The sequence below is a fragment of the Rathayibacter sp. CAU 1779 genome (genome assembly GCF_054551755.1).
Map to the genome: position 1 here is coordinate 92,386 of NZ_JBTOLK010000002.1, position 20,613 is coordinate 112,998.

The following is a 20,613-nucleotide window of genomic DNA, read 5'->3' on the forward strand; positions in this document are numbered from 1 at the left end:
GGCTAGATCTTGTCGGCGGGCTTTTCAGCCGCGGCCGGCTCAGCCTTGGTCTCAGCCTTAGAACCCTTGGCCGCCTCGGCAGCCTCGTCTTCATCTTGTCCTTCGCGGATCTCCTTCTTGAAGATGCGCGTGGACTGGCCGATGCTCCGCGCCAGTGCGGGGAGGCGGGTCGCGCCGAACAGGAGCACGATGATGAGCAGGATGATCCAGATGTGCCATCCGCTGAAGAGATCGCCAAGCATGTCAGTTTCGCTTTCGGAGTAAGTGGGAGTACCGACTGGGGTCGGCACTCACGAGGAGTTTACCGCGTCGGATCCGGGCTTCCCGCCGAGTATGCCTGATCGTTGCAATGCGTGCACGCCGGTCTTCCCAGAGCCCAGCGTATTCACGGACGGGCCCCAGTACGGCCGGATGGAACGTCGGCTCCGCAGCCTCGTCGAAACGGGCGGACAGCAGGTCTGACTTCTCGGTCAGTTCACCCAGTGCCCGCAGGGTCGTCATCGCCTTCACGAAGAGCCGGTAACCGAGGTAGGCGACCATGCCGAGCAGGGCGAGCACGAGCACCACCCAGATCACGACCCACGACCACCACGGCATGTCGTTCAGCCTACGCGTCGGGCCCCTGGCCGGCGGATCCGGCGGCGGATGCCGAGCCGGTCTCGACGTAGCGTTCAGCGCCCGCTCGGACCCACTCGGCGACGGCGGCCCGGGCATCGTCCGGCGCGGTCACGACGACCTGCCCCGCGAAACGTGCCACGAGGCGCTTGAGCCCGTGGTAGTGCGCGACTCGCACCTTCGTGTGCACGATGTCGCCGTCGTGGACCCGTTTCGCGTCTTCCGGGATGTAGTCGGCGATGAGCGGAAGTGCCGGCGCTGCGACGTCCACGGAGACGGTGAGATCCTCTGCTGAGCCCTGGAACATCCGCTCGGGGAGCACGACGCCGGCCGCATGTTCGCTGATCGGCTTTCCCGTGGAGGCGAGGTGGTCGATCCGATCGATGCGGAACGTGCGCACCGCCTTGCGGAGGTGACACCAGCCGCGCAGGTACCAGTCGTCGTTGACGGATTCGATCCGCAACGGGTCCACCGTGCGGCGCTCTGAATCGCCGCGCGCGCTGACGTAGTCGAAGTCGAGTTGAGTGCGGCGCTCGATGGCCTCGCGCACGGTCGCGACGGTGTCGCGCAGCGCTGCGGGGGCGACCGCCACCTGTGCGGCGCCGGTCGCCGTTCCGCGTTCCAGCTTCGCCATCAGGGATGCCATGGCGTCGCGATCCGCGTGCTCGGGCAGCGAGCTGAGGTACTGGAGCCCGGCGATCAGGGCCGCGGCCTCGCGAGCGGACAGCCTCGGTGTGTCGTCGATCGCGACGGTGTGGGTGAGCGCGATGCGATCGTGCTGCTCCAGCTCGTCCCAGTCGATGTCGAAGAGATCGCCGGGAAGATAGGCGTGCGATTCGCCCGGCAGGCCGGACACCGCGATGAGGTGCACCGCATCGCGGATCTGCTTCGGCGACACGTCGAAGGCGGCGGCGGCATCCGCGACGGGGACGCTCTCGTTGTCCATCAGATACGGGATGAGGGACAGCAGCAGGGCGAGCTTGTCGCGGGCGTCTCGGGGGGAAGCGGAGTCAGCCACGGGCATCCACCTCTCCGGTGGACACAGGTGCCAGGTGCGACTCGAGGGCGATCCGCAGCCGGTCACGGACGGCCTCCACGAGTCGGGATGGCCAGATGACGCGCACCTCCGGTCCGTATCCGGCGAGCTCGTCGGCCAGGAGCGCCGTGTCGGAGTAGTGCACGAGGAGATTGCCGTCCTCGTTGACGCGAGTGTCCTCGCGTTTGCTCAACCGCACCCAGGCATCCGTTCCAGGCTGCACGTCGAGCTCGGCGGCATTGCGCTCCCAGATGGCCTGCAGCTCGTCGATCGCGCGGGAGGCGTAATCCGTGCCGCGGCGGGCGAACGTGAGCTGGGTGACGCGGGGCTTGCCGATCACGCGGGACAGGAGGAAGGTGCGCGGAGCATCCGCTCCCCTGTCGTGCGCGTGCAGCAGCCAGCGGCCGTGGAACTGCACGAGTGCCAGTGGCTCGACGACGCGCTTGGTCGGCTGGGTCTCGCCGGGCTTGAGGTACTCGAAGTTCACGACGGCGTTGCGCTCCAACGCGACCTCGAACGGCTCGAAGGCGGCCTCACGTGTGCGCACGCGGGGCGCGAACCCCACAACAGGGTCGTCGGCCTCGACGCCGAGGGTGCGCAGCTTCATGATCGCGCGGCGGGAGTCGGAGGACAGGGATCCCTCGCGCCAGACCGTCGCGGCGAGGCGGAGCAACGCCATCTCGCGGGGCGTGAAGGTGATGTCGGCCGGCAGGTCGTACACCGCTTTGGGGATGCGGTACCGCATGGCCTGGTTGTTGCCGGGATCGCCGGGATCCTCGACCGTCTCCAGCGGGATGCCGAGCTCGCGGATGTCGTCCTTGTCACGTTCGAACTGGCGCTCGAGCGCACTGTTGTCTCCGCCGTCGCGGAAGCGCGAGCTGTATCCCTGGACGCTGGAGAGGATCTCGTTCTTCGTCAGTCCCGATTCCGTGGCCACGAGTGTGAGCACGAGAGAGAAAAGGCGCTCCTCGACCGGAACCTTCTGTGGGGACACGCAGGCCATCCTAAGGTGCGGCGCGGGCACGTGCGAGGCAGCGCCGGGTGTCGCATGCTGCCTTCACCCGCCCGAGGCGGGTGGAGCTGTCGCTACTTGGCCACGCCCAGGATGTCGACGACGTAAGCCGTGGCATTGCTGCCCGGGGTCACGATGATGAGCTGGCTGCCCACCCGCTGTCCAGCGAGCTGATCCGTCACCTTCGTGGGCACCGAGCCGTCGCTCGCCGGCCAGACGGTTGCTGAACCGTCGGTCCACGATGAGGACGCCACCGTGTCGGGGGCGCTCCAGGTTACGGCCGTGTAGTTGACGACGGCCGACTCGTTCTTCTTGAGTTCGGCGCCGGATCCCTGCTTGAGCACGGCCGTCTTGAGCGTGGTCGGCGCGTCGTGCGAGGGGATCTTGATGCCCGGCTGGCCGTTGGGGGCGAGCACGACGGTGGGCATTCCCGGCTGCGCGGGACGCGGTGCGCCGTTCGCGCGGGCGAGGAACGCCTTGGTCACGTTGGTGACGGCGACCACGGTGGTCGAGGACGGCAGGCCGGACTGCTGCTGGCTGCCCAGGATCTGCCCGACGGTGCCGGTCACGACGATGCGAGAGCCGGCCTGGCTGCACAGCAGCGCCTTCTGCACGCCCGGGATGGTGCCTCCCGATGCCGAAGCTGAGATGAGTCCGCTCTCCGGCGTGGACAGCGCCTTGCCGTCGGCGCCGTTGAAGATTCCCAACGTGATCACGACGGGCTGACCATCGGTGATCTGGTCGCCGGAGCCGGCCTTGATGGTGCTCTTCTGCAGCGAATCGGCGTGCAGCGGCTTCGGGAACGAACCGGTGGATGCCGTCGGTGTCGCCGACGACCGCACCAGGGCCGAGGCATCCCCCGGCTGGACGCACGAGCTGCTCGAGGAGGCCGAGCATCCGGTGAGCGCCAGGGCGACAAGCGCCGTGGCGGACAGGGCGACTCCGATCCGACGAGCCGGAACGCTGCGTCCGGCGCCTGAGCGGTCGGAGGCCGGGCGGTCCGAGGCGGTGCGGTTCATGGCTGTGCGTGGCAGGAGTGTGCGCACGATTCCTCTTTCGATGAAAGACGACGGGATGGGAGCGGGCGGCGCTCCGGCACCCCATGCTAGTCGACGGTCTTATCGGCCTCTGTCGGGAAGGTCTCCCCGGCGCTCTCGTCGCGTTCGCGAGCGAGTCTGGCCGATTCGGATGCCTCGCGCACCCGCTTGCGCAGGCTCTTCGGGCTCACCACCCGCTCCCCCAGCGCGCCGGGCGTCCACGCCTCGACGTCTTCGTCGCTGTACTCGCTCTTGGACGCCCTCCGCTTGAGTTCGGGCAGAACGGCGCCGGGAGCGAGGCGACGCGCGGTGATGAGGAATCCGGTGTGCGCGATCATGCGATGATCCGGTCGCACGGCGAGACCCTCGACGTGCCATCCGCGCACCATCGTCTCGCTGGAGATGGGATGGGTGAAGGATCCGCTCGCACGGACGGCTTCCGCCACGCGGGACAGCTGGGTGACGGTCGCGACGTAACAGAGGAGTACGCCGCCGGGCTTCAGGGCCGTTGCGCAGGCATCGACGCACTCCCAGGGTGCGAGCATGTCGAGCACGATCCGGTCGACACTGCCGTCGGGAAGCGCGTTCGGCAGCTCTTCCTGCAGGTCGCCGACAGTGAGGGACCACGTGTCGGGCAGACGGCCGAAGAAGGTCTCGACGTTGCCGCGCGCGACATCCGCGAACTCGTCACGGCGCTCGAAGGACGCCAGGCGCCCCTCTGGTCCGATCGCGCGCAGCAGCCAGAGCGACAGCGCGCCGGACCCCACGCCGGCCTCCACGACCGTTGCGCCGGGAAAGATGTCGGCCTGCGCGAGGATCTGCGCGGCGTCCTTCGGATACACGATCGCGGCACCGCGCGGCATGGACATCACGAAGTCGGTGAGCAGCGGGCGCAGCGCCAGGTGCTCGATGCCGGCCTCGTTGGCGACGACGGATCCGTCTGGCTGACCGATGATGGCGTCGTGCGGCAGCGGTCCCCGGTGGGTATGGAACACCTTGCCCGGCTCGAGGGTGATGGTGTGCAGGTGCCCACGCGGACCCGTCAGCTGCACGCGGTCGCCGGCACGGAACGGACCGGATGCGGCAGGAAGCTCGTACTCGCTCACGCAGCACGCTCCTCGAACAGTGCCGACAGATCGGCGAGAGTGCGGCCGTCGAGCGTCGGCCACAGCGTGTGCTCCTCGCTCTCGGGCAACGGGATGATGTTCGGAACGCCGATCGCGACGGTTCCCGCCGCGACGGCGGAGGCCAGCCCGTTCATCGAGTCTTCGATGGCGACGCAGTCTCGAGCGCGGACGCCGAGCAGGCGTGCCGCATGCAGATAGGGGTCGGCGAACGGCTTCGGCCGCTCCACCTCATCGCCCGTGACGAGCACGTCGAAACCCTCGAACGGGATGAGCCGCACGATCTGCTCCGCCATGTCGCGGATCGACATGGTCACCAGCGCGGTCTTGACGCCGTGCTGACGGATGTCGAGCAGAAGCTCCTTCGCACCAGGGCGCCACGGCACCCCGTACTCGTCCAGCTGCTCCTGCACGCGACGCGTGAGCGTCGCCACGATCGTGTCGGCGTCGAGGTCCACGCCGTGCTGCTGGAAGACCTTCGCCGACTCCCACAGGCCGGACCCGACGAGGATGAGTGCGTCATCGTGGGTCCAGGATCCGCCGTGCTCGTGCACCAGCTCCGTCTCCGCCTGCATCCAGTACGGCTCGGTGTCGACGAGGGTGCCGTCCATGTCGAACAGGACGGCGGAGGGGAATGCGGTCACGGGCATCCAGCCTATCCTGGGTAGGCGTGTCCGACCGGGCACGGAGCGGGAGCGGAATCCAAGCGTGAGCAACGACAGCCGGATCTTCGACGGACGCATCCTCGTCGTCGCCTTCGAGGGGTGGAACGACGCGGGAGAGGCGGCCAGCGGGGCCGTCCGCACCCTCAAGGACGCGCTGGACGTGGTGCCGGTGGCAACCATCGACCCCGAGCTCTACTACGACTTCCAGTTCAACCGCCCGACCCTCGCAGCAGACGACGAAGGCAGGCGCCGGCTGGAGTGGCCGGGAGCCGTCGTGTATGCGCCGGTGTCGCCCGGCATCCGGATCGATCCGCTCGAAGAGGTCGCCGAATACCACGCGAGCGGCACGGGAGTCGGCAACCTCTTCCTCCTGCTGGGAACCGAGCCGTCCCGCAGCTGGAAGGCATTCACCGCCGAGCTGATCGACGCAGCGCTCGCCGCAGGGATCGACGCGGTCGTGCTGCTCGGATCCATGCTCGCCGACGTGCCGCACACGCGTCCGATCTCGGTGCACGCCTCGAGCGACAATCCGCAGGTGCGCGCCGAGCTCGGGGTGGAGCGGCCGACGTACGAAGGGCCTGTCGGCATTCTCAGTGTCGTGGGCGATGCGGCGGAATCGGTGGGCATTCCCACGTTGTCGCTGTGGGCATCCGTTCCGCACTACGTGCACAACTCCCCCAGCCCGAAGGCGATGCTGGCGCTCATCGAGAAGCTCGAGCAGATCATCGACGTGACGGTTCCGCGCGGCGACCTCGTCGCCGACTCCGCGGCATGGGAGAGCGGCATCGACGCCCTCGCAGCGGACGACGAGGACATGGCCGCTTACATCGAGCAGCTGGAGCAGGCGCGCGACACCGTCGACTCCCCCGAGGCGAGCGGCGAGGCTATCGCGCAGGAGTTCGAGCGCTACCTGCGCCGTCGCGGCGACGGGCGTGGTGACAAGGGCGACGGGCGAGGCCCGGACGAACCTTGGCGCCGCGAGTAGAAACAGCGAACCGGAGCCGTCAGAGCGCGACGCCGAGCAGCGCGTCCACGAGCGCGCGAACGAGCTCGGGGTCGTCGACTCCCGTCGTGACGGCCGCGTCGACAGCGGCCAGCACACCGGGCGTGTCGAGGTCGTCGGCCAGGCGGCCCCGCACTTCGGCGAGCACGTGGTCTGCTTTCGCTCCGGCGGGATCCGCCCGGATGCCGCGCCAGGCCGCCAGCCGCGCCTCCGCCTCGCTCAGTCCCTCCCCAGTCCACTCCCACTCCGCCCGGTAATGGTGGGCGAGCAGTGCGAGCCGGATCGCTGCGGGATCGACTCCCTGCTCCACCAGTCGTGAGACGAGCACGAGGTTGCCGAGCGACTTGCTCATCTTCTCGCCCTGGTAGGCGATCAGGCCGGCGTGGCTGTACACCCTGGCGAGCGGATGTCCGCTCAGCGCCGCTGCGTGACCAGCGGAGAGCTCGTGGTGCGGGAACAGCAGGTCTGCTCCGCCGCCCTGAACGGTGAAGTCGTGTCCGAGATGCTTCAGCGCGATGACCGAGCACTCGATGTGCCATCCGGGACGTCCGCGCCCCACGACGGATTCCCATGAGGGCTCGTCGTCGCGAGCGGCCCGCCACACGAGCGGATCGAGCGGGTCGCGCTTGCCTGGTCGATCCGGGTCGCCGCCGCGTTCGGCGGACAGGGCGAGCATCGTCGCTCGGTCGAGATTGCTCTCGTCACCGAGACGCCAGGGGCTCGTCTCCCCTGCCGCCGCGACGTCGAAGTACACGTCGTCGGTGTCCGACCCGATGCCGGTGTCGGTGCCCTCTCCCGTGTCTGGGGTGGGCACTCGATAGGCGGTTCCGCGCTCGAGGAGAAGCGCGACGGCATCCGCGATCTCGTCGATCACCTCGGTGACAGCGACGTAGTCCTGCGGGGGAAGGATGCGCAGCGCGGCCATGTCACCCCGGAACAGCTCGATCTGCCCTGCGGCGAGGTCGCGCCAGTCGACGCCGGTGGCTGTCGCGCGTTCCAGGAGCGGGTCGTCGACATCCGTGATGTTCTGCGCGTAATGCACCTCGAGACCGGCATCCAGCCAGACCCTCTGCAGCGTGTCGAACGCGAGATAGGTGTTCGCATGCCCGATGTGCGTGGCGTCGTACGGGGTGATGCCGCACACGTAGAGCCGGGCGATCACGTCGTCGGGAGCCGAGCACAGGTATCCGCTCGTCGCGCTGTCGAACAGCTGCGGTGCAGTGCCGGTTCCTGGCAGCCGGGGAACGGACGGCCTCGGCCACGCCTCAGGCACTCAGTACTCCCGTCGCCAGGAGGATCATCAGCAGCACGCCGATGACGATGCGGTACACGACGAACGGCAGGAAGCTGCGGCGCGAGATGTAGCGCATGAAGAATGCGATCACGAGCAGGCCGACCGCGAACGCGACGACGGTGGCTCCGAACGTGTCGAACGCGTTGAACACCTCGGGCGTGCAGGTGCCGGCCACGGCGTGCGCCGAGCCCTCGACGCACGGATGTTTCACCGACTTGTACAACTCGTACAGCCCGCTGCCGAACACGGCAGGCATGGCCAGCAGGAACGAGTACCGTGCGGCGGCACTGCGCTGATAGCCCATGAACAGACCGGCCGAGATGGTGCCGCCCGATCGTGAGACGCCGGGAATCAGCGCGAGGGACTGCGCAAGACCGTAGACGGCGGCATGACCCCAGGTGAGCTCCGAAACGCGGCGCGTCTTCGCGCCGAAGTGATCGGCGAGCCAGAGCACGACGGCGAACACGATGAGCATGATCGCCACGATCCACAGCGAGCGGAACGTCGTCTCGATGGCGTTCTGGAACAACAGACCGAGCACGATGATCGGGATGCTGCCCACGATGATCATCCAGCCCAGCCGCGCGGTCGGATCGTTGCGCGGGATCCGCCCGAACAGCGCCAGGAACCACTGCTTGATGATGTGCGTCACATCGCGCCAGAAGTACACGAGCACCGCCAGCTCCGTGCCGAGCTGAATGATGGCGGTGAACGCCGCCCCCGGATCGGCTCCCGTGCCGAGGAGCTCGCCCACGATGCGCACGTGCGCGCTCGAGGAGACGGGCAGGAACTCGGTGAGTCCCTGCACGAGGCCGAGGATCAGCGCGTTGACGAAGTCCATCGCTCCCTTTCGGTCAGTAGGTGGCCAGAAGGTGGCGCAGGACGGTGCGTCCGAACACGAGCGAGTCGAGCGGAACGCGCTCGTCGACGCCGTGGAACATGGCGGGGAAGTCGATGTCGGCCGGCAGCTGGAGCGGGGCGAATCCGTATCCGGTGATGCCGAGGCGGCTGAGCGCCTTGTTGTCCGTTCCGCCGGAGAGGAGGTACGGCAGCACGACGGCATCCTGGTCGTGACGCAGGAGCGCATCGGTCATCGCCTCGACCAGAGGGCCGGCGAACGGGGCCTCGAGCCCGATGTCGCGGTGCACGATCTCGATGTCCACATCGTCGTCGACCAGCTCGCGCACCTTCAGGAGAACGTCGTCCTCTTCGCCTGCGAGCGTGCGGATGTCCACGAGCGCCTCTGCGCGCTCGGGAACCACGTTGTGCTTGTATCCGGCCTTCAGCAGCGTGGGGTTGCTCGTGGTGTGCAACGTCGCACGGATGAATCCGGATGCCGTCCCGCTGCGCAGCACCACCTCGTCGGGCCCGAGAGCTACCGGGTCGACCCCGAGCAGGCGTGCCAGCTCGCCGACCAGCTGCGTGGTCGTGTCCGTCAGCCGCATCGGCCACTCGTGGCGTCCGATGGCGACCACGGCCTCGGCGAGCTTCGTGACCGCGTTGTCGGCGACCATGCGGGATCCGTGCGCGGCGCGGCCGCGGGCGACCAGCCGGATCCAGACCAGGGACTTCTCCCCCGTCTGCAGCAGGTAGGCGCGCTTACCTCCGACGTGGACCGAGTATCCGCCGACCTCGCTGATGGCCTCGGTCGCGCCCTCGAACACGTCGGGATGCTCGTCCACCATGAAGTGGGAGCCGAAGAGTCCGCCGTCTTCCTCGTCGGCGAAGAAAGCGATGACCAGGTCGCGTTCGGGCGCCTCGCCCGCCCGGATGATGTCGCCGAGCGCGGTGAGGATCATCGCGTCCATGTTCTTCATGTCAACGGCGCCGCGGCCCCAGAGCAGCCCGTCGTGGATCTCACCGGCGAAGGGGTCGAAGGTCCAGTCGGCGGGATCTGCGGGGACGACATCCAGGTGCCCGTGCACGACGAGGGCCGGCTTGTCCTTGTTGCGTCCCTCGACCCGGGCGATGACCGTCGTCCGATTCGGACGGGACTCGTAGGTGCGGGGCTGGAGCTCCAGGGACGCGAGATGGTCGCTCACGTAGGCGGCGGCATCCGTCTCGCCCTTCGCCCGGCCTTCACCCCAGTTCGTGGTGTCGATTCGGATGAGGTCCCTGGCGATTCGCGCCGTCTCGTCGAGTGCGTTCTCGGCGTCCCGGTCGACGGTGTTCTGGTCAGCGTCGTTCGGGGTGGTCATGCTGCAACGCTACCGGCCGGGTGCTCGCCGCGACCAATCGGATACCGTCCGGCGACCCCCGATTCGCGATGCCCGAGCGTGCACGGAGGCCTTCCGAAACCGTGCTAACCTCGTACGTCGGCGGTTGAAACATCAACTTCCGAACTGCGCGCGGGTGGCGGAATAGGCAGACGCGCTAGCTTGAGGTGCTAGTGCCCTTTATCGGGCGTGGGGGTTCAAGTCCCCCCTCGCGCACGCATGAAAAGAAGGCCGGTCAATGACCGGCCTTCTTTCGTTTGTGCGCGTCGGGTCGCGGGGCTGGCTTATCGGCTTATCGGCCAGAAAGAGTGGATGGTGTCGGGCGTGTCATCTGCGTCCTGCCCACCCTTTCGGTCATCGGCCATGGGTCCCGTGCCCGGTGCCGCCCCTCCGTCTCGAAACTGCTGTCCCGAATCGTCGTCACCGACACCTCGAAGCGACCATTCGGGACAACAGTTCGGCGTGATGGGACTAACAGTGACCAACGGCATCCTATTTCTCGGTTAGAGCATCTAAAGTGGAAATAGTGACATGGGCGGGAGGATGTCGATGGGCGGGTATGTCGAGCGACTCTGGCATCCAGAGGATGAAGGCGGCCTGAGTCGCAGGGATCGCACGCCGGGACGCTACGCCGCATACGTGCCGGATGAGCTGGGCGAGCATCTGCCCGCCCTCGGTACGGATGCCCAGACGGCTGCGGAGGACGCGCTCGCCGTACTCGCCCGTGCCGACGAACGGATCGGTGCGCGCGGCCGGTTCCTGAATCATCTGCTCATCAGGTCCGAGTCCATTTCGTCCTCCTGGATCGAGGGCAATCGCGTCACGCCGAAAAGGCTGGCGATCGCCGAGCTGCTGCACCAGGGTCCTCGTCAGGCGCTCGACGTCGTGGCGAACGTGCGAGCCACGGAGGCGGCGATCGACGACCTTGCCGACCGCGCCCGACCGATCACGATCGACGACATCGTCGACCTCCAGCACGTCATCGAGCCGCGCCTGACGCCGGGTCTGCGGCGGGAGCAGAACTGGGTGGGCGGGCCGGGCTGGTCGCCGCTGCGGGCGGCATTCGTGCCACCACCCGAGAGCGAGGTGCCGCGACTGGTGGCGGATCTGGCACGTTTCGTCACCGATACGAGCGGCAATCCGGTGGTGCGTTCGGCGATCGCCCACGCCCAGTTCGAGACGATCCACCCGTTCATCGACGGCAACGGCCGCACCGGGCGGGCGCTCATCCATACCGTCCTGCGGCGGGCGGACGCGCTGCGGAACACGCTCATCCCGATCAGCACGGTCTTCGTGGGCGACACGGATGCCTACCTCGCCGGCCTCACCGGGTACCGGGCAGACCCGCCCGCCATCGATGACTGGGTCATCGGATTCGCGCAGGCGGCCGAGAGCGCCGCAGGCAACGCGGTGAAGCTCGCCGAGGACATCGCAGCGCTCGACCGCGACGTCCTCGATCGGCTGGTCGCGGTCAGGCGCGACCGCGGAGCGAATCCCGCTGTGCCCCGCCGGGACGCCGTCGTGCTGCGTATTCTCGGCACGCTTGCGTCCGATCCGGTGCTCACGGCGGAGTCGGTCAGCGCACGGCTGGCCGTCTCGCCGCAGGCCGCGCACCGGGCTCTGACGGAACTGGCGGAGGCGGGCATTCTCGGGCGTACGAAGGATCAGCGCGGACGGCTGATCTGCTGGACCGCCGACCGTCATCTTGCGCTCGTGGCCCTCACCGAGCGCAGCAACCGTGTGGGTGCCGAGGACACGCGCAATCGCAAGCCACGGCTCGGGCCCGCACTGCCGGAGGCGAGAAGGTGACCGGGGCGCTGTCGAAGGCGCCAGGGGTAGCGCAAGTCCTCCCGGATGAGCACTGCGGGCATCCGGAACGGATGCGTACGGAGATGCGTACGGAACGGACCGACGTGCCGGGTGCCGGAGCTCAGCGCAGCGGCGTCCACCCCGGCGGCAGCGGGCCGCTCGTCAGCGCACGTTCGCGGTCGACGGCAGCAGACCATCCCTGTGCCTCGTCCTCGGCGTCGAAGCCGCCGCGGGCCAGGCGGAACCCCACGTCGTCCTGATGCGTGCGCGGGTCGCCGCCGCGGCGAGTGGATGCGCGGACGCTCCATGCGTCATCCGCGAATCCGCCGCCACGGAACACGCGGTACGACCCGTATCTGGCGGAATCGAGCAGATCCCAGCACCACTCCCACACGTTGCCGAGCGTGTCGAAGAGGCCGTTCAGATTCGGATGCTTCGCCCCCACGTTCTGCGGTGATCCCACGCCGTCCACGCTGGTCCAGGCCACGTCTGCAAGCGGTCCGTAGTGCGGCCCCGTCGAGCCGGCACGGCACGCGAACTCCCACTCCGCCTCGGTGGGAAGCCGGTACCCGTCGGAGTCGACGTGCCAGGTGACGTCTTCGCCGTCGAACGTGTACGCGACATCCAGGCCCTCCCATTCGGATGCCGCATTGCACACCCGGATAGCCCGCAGCCAGCTGACGTCGACGGCCGGCCTGCGCGGATGCGACGCCGTCTCCCCGATGAGCTCGGCGAGCTGCGCCTGCGTGACCGGGTAGACGCCGATCTCGAACGGTTCCAACTCGACGGTGCGCTTCAACGACCGACGGGCATCGTGAAGGGTCACGGATCCGCCAGCGATACGGGAGAGCTCGATATCGGCCATCGCGGCAGTATGCCACCGGTGACCGCCGGCGTCCGGCAGGAGTTTCCACCACCGTCGCCCTCCGCCGCCGCGTGGCAACGCTGTGCGTCGTCGTCGACGTGCCACGCTCGATCGTGAACGACCGATCGGAGGTTCCCGTGAGGATGGCTGCGCCCAACGCCAGCGACGCCGCGGGCTTCCTCGCCGGGCTCGACCCGTGGGACGTCGCGTTCGCGCTGCTCAGCGTCATCCTCGGGATCGTGCTCGGGGTGCTGGCCAGGCGCGGCACACTAGCGGTCTTGGCACGGATCCCGAACATCCCTCCGGCCGTGGCGAAGCGCGTTGCGTCGATCGTGCGCACCACGCTCATCGTGCTCGGCGTCGGCATCGCGCTCAGCTTCCTCGGCGCACCGATCCAGCCGGTGATCGCGCTCGCGATCGTGCTCGGTGTGATCGCGGTGCTGGCGTTGCGAGGAGTCTCCGAGAACTATGCCGCCGGCCTCGTGATTCAGACGAGGCGTCCATTCGTCCGCGGTGACGTGGTGCAGATCGGTGACTACGAGGGCGTCGTCACCGAGATCAACGGGCGATCCGTGACACTTCGGCAGTTCGACGGGGCCATCGCCCACATTCCGAACGCGACGGTCATCTCGAATCCGTTCCTCAACGAGTCGGAGCGCACTGCGCTGCGGTCCGAGGTGGAGGTGCGTGTGCGCTACACGGACCGAGAGGATCTGGAAGCCGTGGTGCAGAGCATCCGCACCGCCTGCGCAGGCGTGACGTCCATCGTCGACGGAAAACACGCCGAGGTGTTGTTCGTGACCATCGAGCCGACGAGGGCGACGCTGTCCGTGCGGTACAGGCATCCGCCGACTCACCGAGGCACGTCGCGCTCCGACGTGGTCTCCGCGGTGCATGCGGCGATTGCGGACCGGGATGCCGTGGTCACGTCGCAGAAGATCGACCCGCCGCTCACTCCCCCTGCCGTGTTGTGAGCGCGCCGGCGGCCGTGCCGCCACGGGGTGTCGACGCGTCGGTCCCGCGGCGGTGAGCGCCACGCTCGTCAGGATGCGAGCGGCTCGATGAGCGACGGATCGGCCGGATCGACCGTGCGGGAGTTGTTCACCCTGGGATCGACCTCATACCCCGTGATCGTGCCGGCCACCTTCTCCGATTCGGCGGTCATGAGGTGCACCATGTTCTCTTTGCCTGCCTCGTCGAGCTTGTCCGGCGTGAGGAACTCGTCCCAGACATCCTTCTCGAGGAAGACCGGCATGCGGTCGTGGATCTCGCCGGAGGCATCCCGCGCCGGCCGCGTGATGATCGCGGTGGAGACCTGCCACGCATCATCCACCTTGCGCACGGTGTAGATGCCGGCTGCGGCGAGCAGCCCGCCATCCGGCGAGTGCAGGAAGTGAGCCCGCTTATGACCGGCCTCGCCCGTCCACTCGTAGTAGCCGCGCATCGGCACGATGGCACGCGAGGAGGCGAACGCGCCCTTCCAGAGCCCGTTGCTCGTCACCGTCTCGATGCGCGCATTGAAGTTGGGACGCTTCGACTCGCGCATGAACGCCGGACGGAAATCCCACACCGCGCCGTCGACGGTGCGACGCACCTCCCCCGTCCCCTTGTCCACTCGCTCCCGCACGATGGGAACCGTGTCCGTCGGGGCGAGCGAATACGTGGGACGCCAATCGTTCAGGTCGCCGCCCGCCGCAACGAACTCCGTGATCAGGTCGTTGACGTCGTCGTCCATCGCGAAGCGTCCGCACATGTGGTTCAGGGTACGCGGGGGCGGTGACAGAGGCGATGGAGTCGTGCTGGTGAGCGCCTGTGTCAATGTGTATTGTCACAGGCATGGACGCACTCCGTACGGTGGACTCCTACCTCGCCGAATTGCGTCGGCTGGGCCGCAGGGAACACACCGTGCGCGGCTATCGGACGGATCTCGCGAGCCTGATCGAATGCGCTTCGGGCGGCAGCGGGGCACTTGACGCGGATGCGGTCGCCGCATATCTCGCACGGTCGAGCGGTGCGGCCGCCGCAACTCAGGCGCGACGACTCTCCGCACTTCGCGGGCTCCTGCGCTGGTGCGAACGGCTCGACCTGATCGATGAGGCGCTGAAGGATGCGCCGACGGTGACACCCGACATCCGCTCGCGTAGCGAAGGCGAGCACACGCCAGACCGGGCCGACGTCGAGAAAGTGCTCGCGGAGATCCCACGACACGCGGATCGTGATCAGCTTCTCTTCGGACTCGTGGCACGTCTCGGGCTGCGGCCGGGCGAGGCGTTGGCGTTGCGGATCGAGGACTTCGATGAAACCGCCGGATGCCTGAACGTGCCGGGCTGGGGCGGAGTGCGTCGGCGTGTGCTCGTCGATGATCGGCCGGTTCTCTTGCGACTGCGCAACTCCATACGCGCGAGGGGCTCACGAGAGGGCGCCCTTTTCACCGCGACGGGTCGCGATACGCCGCTCCGATACCAGTCGGTGCAGGCGCGGTGGGCTCGTTATTGCGCCGCCGCCGGCGTGAGCGTCCATCTTGCCGACCTGCGTCGGCTGCACGCCCAGGAGCTGCTGGCCGGCGGCGTCCCTGAAACGGTGGTCCGTCAACGGCTCGGCCAGCGGACGGGCCCGCTTGTCGGCGGCGCCACTCCCCCGTCGGCGGAAGTCGTCGACGAAGCCCTGCGTGTCTGGCATGCACGCCTGGCGGCGAGCGGCGGCCCGGCCGAGGCAGAAGCCGCCGCCGGTGACGTCCGCGAGAGTCGCGCCGGATGATCGTCCGGCAGTCCAAGCTCGGCAGACCGTTTGCGGCGTTCCTCGCCGCCGAGACCGTCAGCGCCGCCGGAACCATGGTGACGACGATCGCGCTACCACTGGTGGCCGTCACGCAATTGCACGCCAGCACCCTGACGGTCGGCGTGCTCGAAGCGGTGCAGTGGCTGCCCTCGATGGTGTTCGGACTCGTCTTCGGTGCGCTCGTCGATCGAAACCAGAGCCGGTGCAAAGCCCTGATGATGGGCGCCGACCTCGGTCGGGCGTGCACGCTGGGTGTCATCCCTCTCGCTGCGACGCTCGGAGCCCTATCGCTTCCTGTACTGCTGCTCGCCGCGACCCTCACCGGCTTCTTCACCGCCGTGTTCCAAGCCGCCTACTCCCCTTACCTGAGGCAATTGGTATCGCCCGACCGATTCAGTGCAGGCAACGCCGCTCTCCAGTCCGGGCGCTCAGCGGCAAGGATCGCCGGTCCGTCCCTGGGTGGGGCACTGGTCGCGGTCATCGGGGCGTCGACGACACTGACCGTCGACGCCCTCAGCTACGTCGTGTGCTGTGCTGCGCTGGCGACCATCACCGCGCCGTTCCGGGCGCCCGCTGCAGTAGCACGCAGACCGATCCGGACCGAGATCGCCGAGGGTCTGCAAATTATCCGAAAGAGTCGACTGCTGGCGGCCGTCACGGCAGGCGCGGCAACCGCCAACCTCCTCATCACGGCGATCGGTGCACTCGAAATCGTCTTCCTCGTTCGCACGCTCACCATCTCGTCCAGCCTGACCGGTGTGGTCTTGACGATCGGGGGCATCGGAGGCTTCGCCGGGGCGCTCCTCAGCCGACGACTCAACGACCGATTCGGTCTCGGCCGCGTCGCCACCACGGCTTTCCTCGTCACAGCACCTGCTGCACTACTGCTTCCCGCCGCGCAACACGGCCCCACGGTCGTTCTCTTCGCCGTCGGCGTCTGCGCGATCAGCTTCGGCATCTCCCTCGCGAGCGTCGCCCTGATGACGCTCCGCCTGCAACACACGCCACAGCCGTTGCAAGGCCGTGTCGGTGCCGTCTCTCAGGCGCTCAACGCGGCAACGATCCCCCTTGGGGCCCTCCTCGGCGGAATCGCCGGCCAGTGGATCGGAAACCGCGGCGCCCTGGCATTGCTTGCCGTGGTGTACGTCGTGTTCAGCGTCGCGTTCGCGCGGAGTCCGGTGCGTGAGGGGTTCGGGCGGCGGTAGCGGCCGCATCGCGCTCCCTACCGATGACCAGTGAAGAGCACATGCGGACCGTATCCGAGCAGCGACGGCTCGGAAATCGAGACAAGGATTGCTTCACGGACTCGAGTGGCCGCGGCTGCGTCTGTTGCCTCGAGTTCCGCAAACGACTCTTCAAGGTCAAGTGCGATCCCCTTGGTGGAGACGACCTTGCCGCCGCTCACACCGAGCGCGGACCAGAACGGAACGATCTCTTCAACCGTGGCGCCGTATGCGCCATCGAAGCGGCCCTGGTAGAGGGCGGTGAAACGTCCTGCCGAGGTGAGCTGTTGGATGAAGTCCGGTTCCATGAACCGGCCGCGCTCGTCCGGAATCGCGAGTGTGCGACGCAGTAACGATGCTCTAGTCATGTATGCAACAACGAGCGTGCCTCCCGGCCGCGTCACCCTCAGGATCTCCGCTGCCGCCTTGTTCCGATCATCCGGGTCCGGCAAGTGGTAGAACGGCCCGAGCGCGACGACGGCGTCGAAGGCGGCATCTGCCCACCGAGAAAGGTCGCGGGCATCCGCCACTACGGCAGACTCCAATGTCGCGTCGCCCAGTCGTCGCCGTGCGATCTCGATCATGTTCGGGGACAGATCAGCAAGGGTGACTTTATGTCCTTCGTCCGCCAGGAACTGGGCATAGCGGCCAGGGCCACCACCAAGATCCAGAATTCGGCTGCCGGGCGGTATCACCTCGTCGAGCACGTGTGAGGTGACGAAGAATTCGACTCTGCCCTCAGCGGTGTCGAGTCGGTCCCACTCGTTCTCATCGAACGATGCGTAGTACTCCCTCACGCGGTTGGCGTCCATTCCGCAACGCTAGCGACGAGTCGACCTTCACGTCGATCTGCTTGCGTTCACAGCAAATAAGGGAGTCGCGACGATGTGGCACCTCGTGACCGCGGGGTGCCGCGCGCCTAATCCAGTCGCGTGCTCCCGTGCGCTGCGGCGATGAGGTGCTCGTCGTGGGATGCGACGAGCACGGCGACGCCATCGTCAGCGAGCTCGCACAGAAGCGCGATGAGCTCATCGGCGGTAGCACGGTGGCATGGCGATTGCCATAGCGCACCCTCGAACAAGCAACCGGAATCAACACGCCGATAGGTTTGACACTCTCGAATACACGTTCGAAACTGGAGTGGTGACACTTCTCGCCGGGCACTACTCCCCCGCCTCGCAGGCGGAGCCGTGGGAGCGTGCCGACGCGGAGCCCGTCATGCGCGCGCTCGACGACAGCGCAGCCATCGAACACGCGAAAGCGGACCTGGAGCGACTGCTGGCGCTGCGCTCGAAGATGGGCGAGCTGGAGCGCACCAGGGTGGACGACGATGCGTTGCCCACGCATCCGGCGCTCGGTGCATTGCTGCCGGGCGGCGGGCTGCAGCCGGGCGGAGTCTATTCACTCGGTGGGCTCGGACCCGCGGGTGCAGCCCTGACAAGCGGGTCCACCTCCCTCCTCATGGCGCTGCTCGCCGGACCCAGCGCCGACGGCGCCTGGTGCGCAGTGGTCGGGATGCCGGGCTTCAGTGCAGAGGCCGCAGCCCGCTCGGGTGTCGACCTCGAGCGGCTGGTGCTGGTGCCGCATCCCGGCGACAGGTGGTTCAGTGTGACGGCAGCGCTGGCGGATGCGGTGAGCGTTGTGGTCACCTCTCCCCGGAGCCGGGTCGGCGATGCGGAGGCGGCCAGGCTCGCCGCCCGGCTGCGGCAACGCGGTGCGGTGCTGCTCGTCTGCGGACCGTGGCCCCGTGTGGATGCCACGGTGGGCGTGGCATCCAGTGCGTGGTCAGGGGTGGGCGAAGGACACGGTTACCTGGCGGCGCGCGAGCTCACGGTGACGGCGGAGAGCCGGTCGTGGGGGCGGGAGCGTCGGGCAACGCTGCTGCTGACGCCGGACGGACGCCTGCAGGATGCTGCGCCTGCGACGAAAGCACAACATCCGGCTTCGCTGCACAGCGTGCGTGCCGGCCAGTCGCATGGCAACCATCCCGCAGCAGTGCCCGCCGTTCCGCGGAGGCTCGTCGCGGCGGTGCCGAGAACCAAGGTCGCGGTCTAGTGGATTCGCGCACACTGCTCCTCTGGTGCCCGGACTGGCCGGTGCGCGCTGCGGTAGCTGCCGGGTTGGCGGAGGACGGGCATCCGATCGCGCTCATCGACAAGGGGATGGTGTTCGCCTCCTCCGTCGAGGCCAGACGCGAGGGGGTGCGGCGCGGGCTGCGGGTGCGGGAGGCGCAGTCGCGGTGCTCGGCGCTCACCGTGCTGCCCTACGACGCCGCACTCGACCAGCGGGAGTTCGAGCCGCTGCTGGTCGCCATCGAACAGGCGATCCCTGGCGTGCAGCCTGTGAGGCCGGGGCTGTGCGCGCTGCGGGCGCGTGGTCCAGCACGGTTCTACGGCGGGGAGGATGCCGCGGCATCCGAACTGCTCAGCGTCGCGGCCCGGCACGGCTCCCCCGACGCCTGCGTCGGCATCGCCGACGGACCGTTCGCTGCCGAGCAGGCGGCCAGAGCCGCGTCGGCGCCTGCGAGGGCGGGACGGGAGCCGCTGGTTGAGCTTGTCGAAACCAGTGTTCGGGGTGACGGGCTTCGACAGGCTCAACCAGCGGTGGGGGCTCAGCCGGCGATAGGGGCGCGACCCGCGGTGGCGGTGAGTCCCACGAGTCGGGTGCTGATCGTGGAGCCTGGTCGGTCGGCGGAGTTCCTCGCCCCGCTGCCCGTCGACGCGTTCGGATTCGACGCGCAGCTCACGACGTTGTTCCACCGGCTCGGCCTTGACACGATCGGGGCTGTCGCCGCGCTGGATCCGCTCGAGCTGGAAGACCGGTTCGGGCACGACGGCGTGCGCGCCCACTCCCTTGCGACGGGTGCGGAGCGCGCGGTCGTCGTGCCGCGGGATCCGCAGGCCGTGCTGGAGCGGTCGATCCCGTTCGAACCCGGACTGGAGCGGGCCGACGAAGTGACGTTCGCGTTCCGGCAGACGGCCGACGACTTCGTGGCATCCCTCGCCGCGGAGAAACTCGTGGCCACGGCCGTCACGATTCTGGTGCGCTCGGAGTCGGGGGCGGAGAGCGAGCGCACGTGGCTGCATCCGAGGTGGTTCACGGCGCCCGATGTCGTGGATCGCGTGCGGTGGCAACTGCAGGGCGCGGGCGTCGAGGCCGGACTGGACTCCGCCGTCGTCGAGGTGACGGTGAAACCGGAGGCGGTGGATGCCGCCGGCCACCACGAGGACGGCCTGTTCGGCGGCGGCCCCGACGAGCGGGTGCACCATGCGCTCTCCCGCGTGCAGAGCATGCTCGGACACGACGCGGTCGGCACCGCTGCCGTGACAGGCGGCCGCATGCTCGCCGATCGCACGGTGCTCGTGCCGTGGGGTGATCGTGCACCGGATGCCGTCGCTCGCGACCGCGCGAAGCCGTGGCCGGGATCCCTCCCGCCGCCGCTGCCGGCCACGGTGTATTCGCCGCCGGTGCGGTGTGCGGTGGTGTCGGCATCCGGTGTCCCTGTCGACGTGGATGACGCCGGCGAGCTCACCGCGGATCCCGTCGGCTTCTCCCCCGTGCCGGGCAAACGGCCGCTCGGCGTGACCGGATGGGCAGGCCCGTGGCCCGTCGAAGAGCGCTGGTGGGATGCGGATGCCGCCCGCAGCGTGCACCGCCTGCAGCTCGTCGACTCCGCCGGTGGCGCCTGGCTCGTGCTGCTCGAGGACGGCGAATGGATGCTGGAGGCCCGGTATGACTGAGGGTGCTTTGAACGTTGGGGTTGAGCCCCGATCGCGGGTTGAGCCCCGACCGCTGGTTGAGCTTGTCGAAACCCGTTCGGGAGTCTTGGTGGGCTGGTTTCGACGGGCTCAACCAGCGGTGGGGGTTTCCGTGGGCTGGTTTCGACGGGCTCAACCAGCGGTCGGGGTTTCCGTGGGCTGGTTTCGACAAGCTCAA

General features: G+C 68.3%; 20 protein-coding genes and 1 tRNA gene. 8 read left to right on the plus strand and 13 right to left on the minus strand.

What is annotated here, in order from left to right; genetic code table 11:
- Positions 1–2 precede the first annotated feature (2 nt).
- The 7 genes from tatA to ACX9R5_RS11405 all read right to left on the minus strand — a co-directional run bounded on the left by tatA (position 3) and on the right by ACX9R5_RS11405 (position 5,468).
- Positions 3–242, minus strand: a complete 240-nt coding sequence (tatA, locus tag ACX9R5_RS11375; RefSeq protein ID WP_459409160.1) for a Sec-independent protein translocase subunit TatA — start codon at positions 240–242, stop codon at positions 3–5.
- A 1-nt stretch (position 243) separates the two neighbouring features.
- Entirely contained in the window at positions 244–597 is a 354-nt protein-coding gene (locus ACX9R5_RS11380) for a hypothetical protein (RefSeq protein WP_459409161.1), read from the minus strand.
- Positions 598–607: 10 nt separating this feature from the next.
- A complete protein-coding gene (locus ACX9R5_RS11385; protein WP_459409162.1) occupies positions 608–1,633 on the minus strand; it encodes a helix-turn-helix transcriptional regulator in 1,026 nt (341 codons plus the stop codon).
- Positions 1,626–2,654, minus strand: coding sequence for a helix-turn-helix transcriptional regulator (locus ACX9R5_RS11390; RefSeq protein ID WP_459409163.1), 1,029 nt, complete (start codon positions 2,652–2,654; stop codon positions 1,626–1,628). Before ACX9R5_RS11390 ends, ACX9R5_RS11385 begins: the two co-directional genes overlap by 8 nt.
- 83 nt (positions 2,655–2,737) lie before the next feature.
- Positions 2,738–3,709, minus strand: coding sequence for an FKBP-type peptidyl-prolyl cis-trans isomerase (locus ACX9R5_RS11395; protein WP_459409164.1), 972 nt, complete (start codon positions 3,707–3,709; stop codon positions 2,738–2,740).
- Between the two features lie 59 nt (positions 3,710–3,768).
- Positions 3,769–4,806, minus strand: coding sequence for a tRNA (adenine-N1)-methyltransferase (locus ACX9R5_RS11400; RefSeq protein ID WP_459409165.1), 1,038 nt, complete (start codon positions 4,804–4,806; stop codon positions 3,769–3,771).
- Positions 4,803–5,468, minus strand: a complete 666-nt coding sequence (locus tag ACX9R5_RS11405) for an HAD family hydrolase (RefSeq protein WP_459409166.1) — start codon at positions 5,466–5,468, stop codon at positions 4,803–4,805. Before ACX9R5_RS11405 ends, ACX9R5_RS11400 begins: the two co-directional genes overlap by 4 nt.
- Positions 5,469–5,532: 64 nt before the next feature.
- Between ACX9R5_RS11405 and ACX9R5_RS11410 the strand changes: the two genes are divergently transcribed.
- Positions 5,533–6,474, plus strand: a complete 942-nt coding sequence (locus ACX9R5_RS11410) for a PAC2 family protein (RefSeq protein WP_459409167.1) — start codon at positions 5,533–5,535, stop codon at positions 6,472–6,474.
- A gap of 19 nt (positions 6,475–6,493) precedes the next feature.
- Here ACX9R5_RS11410 and mshC read toward each other — a convergent pair whose 3' ends face one another.
- From mshC to ACX9R5_RS11425, 3 genes are read right to left on the minus strand one after another with little or no spacing between them, the layout of a single operon-like run.
- Positions 6,494–7,765, minus strand: coding sequence for a cysteine--1-D-myo-inosityl 2-amino-2-deoxy-alpha-D-glucopyranoside ligase (gene mshC / locus ACX9R5_RS11415; RefSeq protein WP_459409168.1), 1,272 nt, complete (start codon positions 7,763–7,765; stop codon positions 6,494–6,496).
- Entirely contained in the window at positions 7,758–8,627 is an 870-nt protein-coding gene (locus ACX9R5_RS11420; protein WP_459409169.1) for an undecaprenyl-diphosphate phosphatase, read from the minus strand. The genes mshC and ACX9R5_RS11420 overlap by 8 nt, the downstream gene beginning before the upstream one ends.
- 13 nt (positions 8,628–8,640) lie before the next feature.
- Positions 8,641–9,984 (minus strand): M20/M25/M40 family metallo-hydrolase, encoded by a 1,344-nt coding sequence (locus ACX9R5_RS11425; protein WP_459409170.1) that lies wholly within the window; start codon positions 9,982–9,984, stop codon positions 8,641–8,643.
- 148 nt (positions 9,985–10,132) lie between these two features.
- Here ACX9R5_RS11425 and ACX9R5_RS11430 point away from each other — a divergent pair.
- Both ACX9R5_RS11430 and ACX9R5_RS11435 read left to right on the plus strand, forming a co-directional pair.
- Positions 10,133–10,218: transfer RNA gene (locus tag ACX9R5_RS11430), tRNA-Leu, on the plus strand.
- 333 nt (positions 10,219–10,551) lie between these two features.
- Positions 10,552–11,811, plus strand: coding sequence for a Fic family protein (locus ACX9R5_RS11435; protein WP_459409171.1), 1,260 nt, complete (start codon positions 10,552–10,554; stop codon positions 11,809–11,811).
- Between the two features lie 121 nt (positions 11,812–11,932).
- On the opposite strand, the gene ACX9R5_RS11440 is transcribed toward ACX9R5_RS11435, so the two are convergent.
- Positions 11,933–12,676, minus strand: a complete 744-nt coding sequence (locus tag ACX9R5_RS11440; RefSeq protein WP_459409172.1) for a formylglycine-generating enzyme family protein — start codon at positions 12,674–12,676, stop codon at positions 11,933–11,935.
- Positions 12,677–12,819: 143 nt separating this feature from the next.
- On the opposite strand from ACX9R5_RS11440, the gene ACX9R5_RS11445 reads away from it, so the two are divergent.
- Positions 12,820–13,650 carry a mechanosensitive ion channel family protein gene (locus ACX9R5_RS11445; RefSeq protein ID WP_459409173.1) on the plus strand — a complete coding sequence of 277 codons (831 nt, stop codon included), beginning with the start codon at positions 12,820–12,822 and terminating at the stop codon, positions 13,648–13,650.
- A 68-nt stretch (positions 13,651–13,718) separates the two neighbouring features.
- On the opposite strand, the gene ACX9R5_RS11450 is transcribed toward ACX9R5_RS11445, so the two are convergent.
- A complete protein-coding gene (locus ACX9R5_RS11450) occupies positions 13,719–14,429 on the minus strand; it encodes an SOS response-associated peptidase (RefSeq protein WP_459409174.1) in 711 nt (236 codons plus the stop codon).
- Positions 14,430–14,512: 83 nt separating this feature from the next.
- Here ACX9R5_RS11450 and ACX9R5_RS11455 point away from each other — a divergent pair, with 83 nt between their 5' ends.
- Both ACX9R5_RS11455 and ACX9R5_RS11460 read left to right on the plus strand, forming a co-directional pair.
- Complete coding sequence (locus ACX9R5_RS11455) at positions 14,513–15,433, plus strand: tyrosine-type recombinase/integrase (protein WP_459409175.1); 921 nt, start codon at positions 14,513–14,515, stop codon at positions 15,431–15,433.
- On the plus strand, positions 15,430–16,659 hold the full coding sequence (locus ACX9R5_RS11460) for an MFS transporter (protein ID WP_459409176.1): 1,230 nt from the start codon (positions 15,430–15,432) through the stop codon (positions 16,657–16,659). The genes ACX9R5_RS11455 and ACX9R5_RS11460 overlap by 4 nt, the downstream gene beginning before the upstream one ends.
- Before the next feature lie 17 nt (positions 16,660–16,676).
- Here the strand turns inward: ACX9R5_RS11460 and ACX9R5_RS11465 are convergent, their stop codons facing one another.
- The gene (locus ACX9R5_RS11465) at positions 16,677–17,489 is read right to left on the minus strand and encodes a class I SAM-dependent methyltransferase (protein ID WP_459409177.1); all 813 of its coding nucleotides are present in this window, start codon (positions 17,487–17,489) and stop codon (positions 16,677–16,679) included.
- A gap of 331 nt (positions 17,490–17,820) precedes the next feature.
- Here ACX9R5_RS11465 and ACX9R5_RS11470 point away from each other — a divergent pair, with 331 nt between their 5' ends.
- Together ACX9R5_RS11470 and ACX9R5_RS11475 are read left to right on the plus strand one after the other, a co-directional pair.
- Entirely contained in the window at positions 17,821–18,732 is a 912-nt protein-coding gene (locus tag ACX9R5_RS11470) for a hypothetical protein (RefSeq protein WP_459409178.1), read from the plus strand.
- Positions 18,732–20,417, plus strand: coding sequence for a DNA polymerase Y family protein (locus tag ACX9R5_RS11475; RefSeq protein ID WP_459409179.1), 1,686 nt, complete (start codon positions 18,732–18,734; stop codon positions 20,415–20,417). The genes ACX9R5_RS11470 and ACX9R5_RS11475 overlap by 1 nt, the downstream gene beginning before the upstream one ends.
- The last annotated feature ends 196 nt before the right edge of the window (positions 20,418–20,613 follow it).

Bases quoted from the DNA above. Each gene is read 5' to 3' on its own strand.
- tatA (WP_459409160.1), bottom strand. From the start codon at position 242: ATGCTTGGCGATCTCTTCAGCGGATGGCACATCTGGATCATCCTGCTC.
- ACX9R5_RS11380 (WP_459409161.1), bottom strand. From the start codon at position 597: ATGCCGTGGTGGTCGTGGGTCGTGATCTGGGTGGTGCTCGTGCTCGCC.
- ACX9R5_RS11390 (WP_459409163.1), bottom strand. From the start codon at position 2,654: ATGGCCTGCGTGTCCCCACAGAAGGTTCCGGTCGAGGAGCGCCTTTTC.
- ACX9R5_RS11420 (WP_459409169.1), bottom strand. From the start codon at position 8,627: ATGGACTTCGTCAACGCGCTGATCCTCGGCCTCGTGCAGGGACTCACC.
- ACX9R5_RS11425 (WP_459409170.1), bottom strand. From the start codon at position 9,984: ATGACCACCCCGAACGACGCTGACCAGAACACCGTCGACCGGGACGCC.
- ACX9R5_RS11435 (WP_459409171.1), top strand. From the start codon at position 10,552: ATGGGCGGGTATGTCGAGCGACTCTGGCATCCAGAGGATGAAGGCGGC.
- ACX9R5_RS11440 (WP_459409172.1), bottom strand. From the start codon at position 12,676: ATGGCCGATATCGAGCTCTCCCGTATCGCTGGCGGATCCGTGACCCTT.
- ACX9R5_RS11445 (WP_459409173.1), top strand. From the start codon at position 12,820: ATGGCTGCGCCCAACGCCAGCGACGCCGCGGGCTTCCTCGCCGGGCTC.
- ACX9R5_RS11450 (WP_459409174.1), bottom strand. From the start codon at position 14,429: ATGTGCGGACGCTTCGCGATGGACGACGACGTCAACGACCTGATCACG.
- ACX9R5_RS11455 (WP_459409175.1), top strand. From the start codon at position 14,513: ATGGACGCACTCCGTACGGTGGACTCCTACCTCGCCGAATTGCGTCGG.
- ACX9R5_RS11460 (WP_459409176.1), top strand. From the start codon at position 15,430: ATGATCGTCCGGCAGTCCAAGCTCGGCAGACCGTTTGCGGCGTTCCTC.
- ACX9R5_RS11465 (WP_459409177.1), bottom strand. From the start codon at position 17,489: ATGGACGCCAACCGCGTGAGGGAGTACTACGCATCGTTCGATGAGAAC.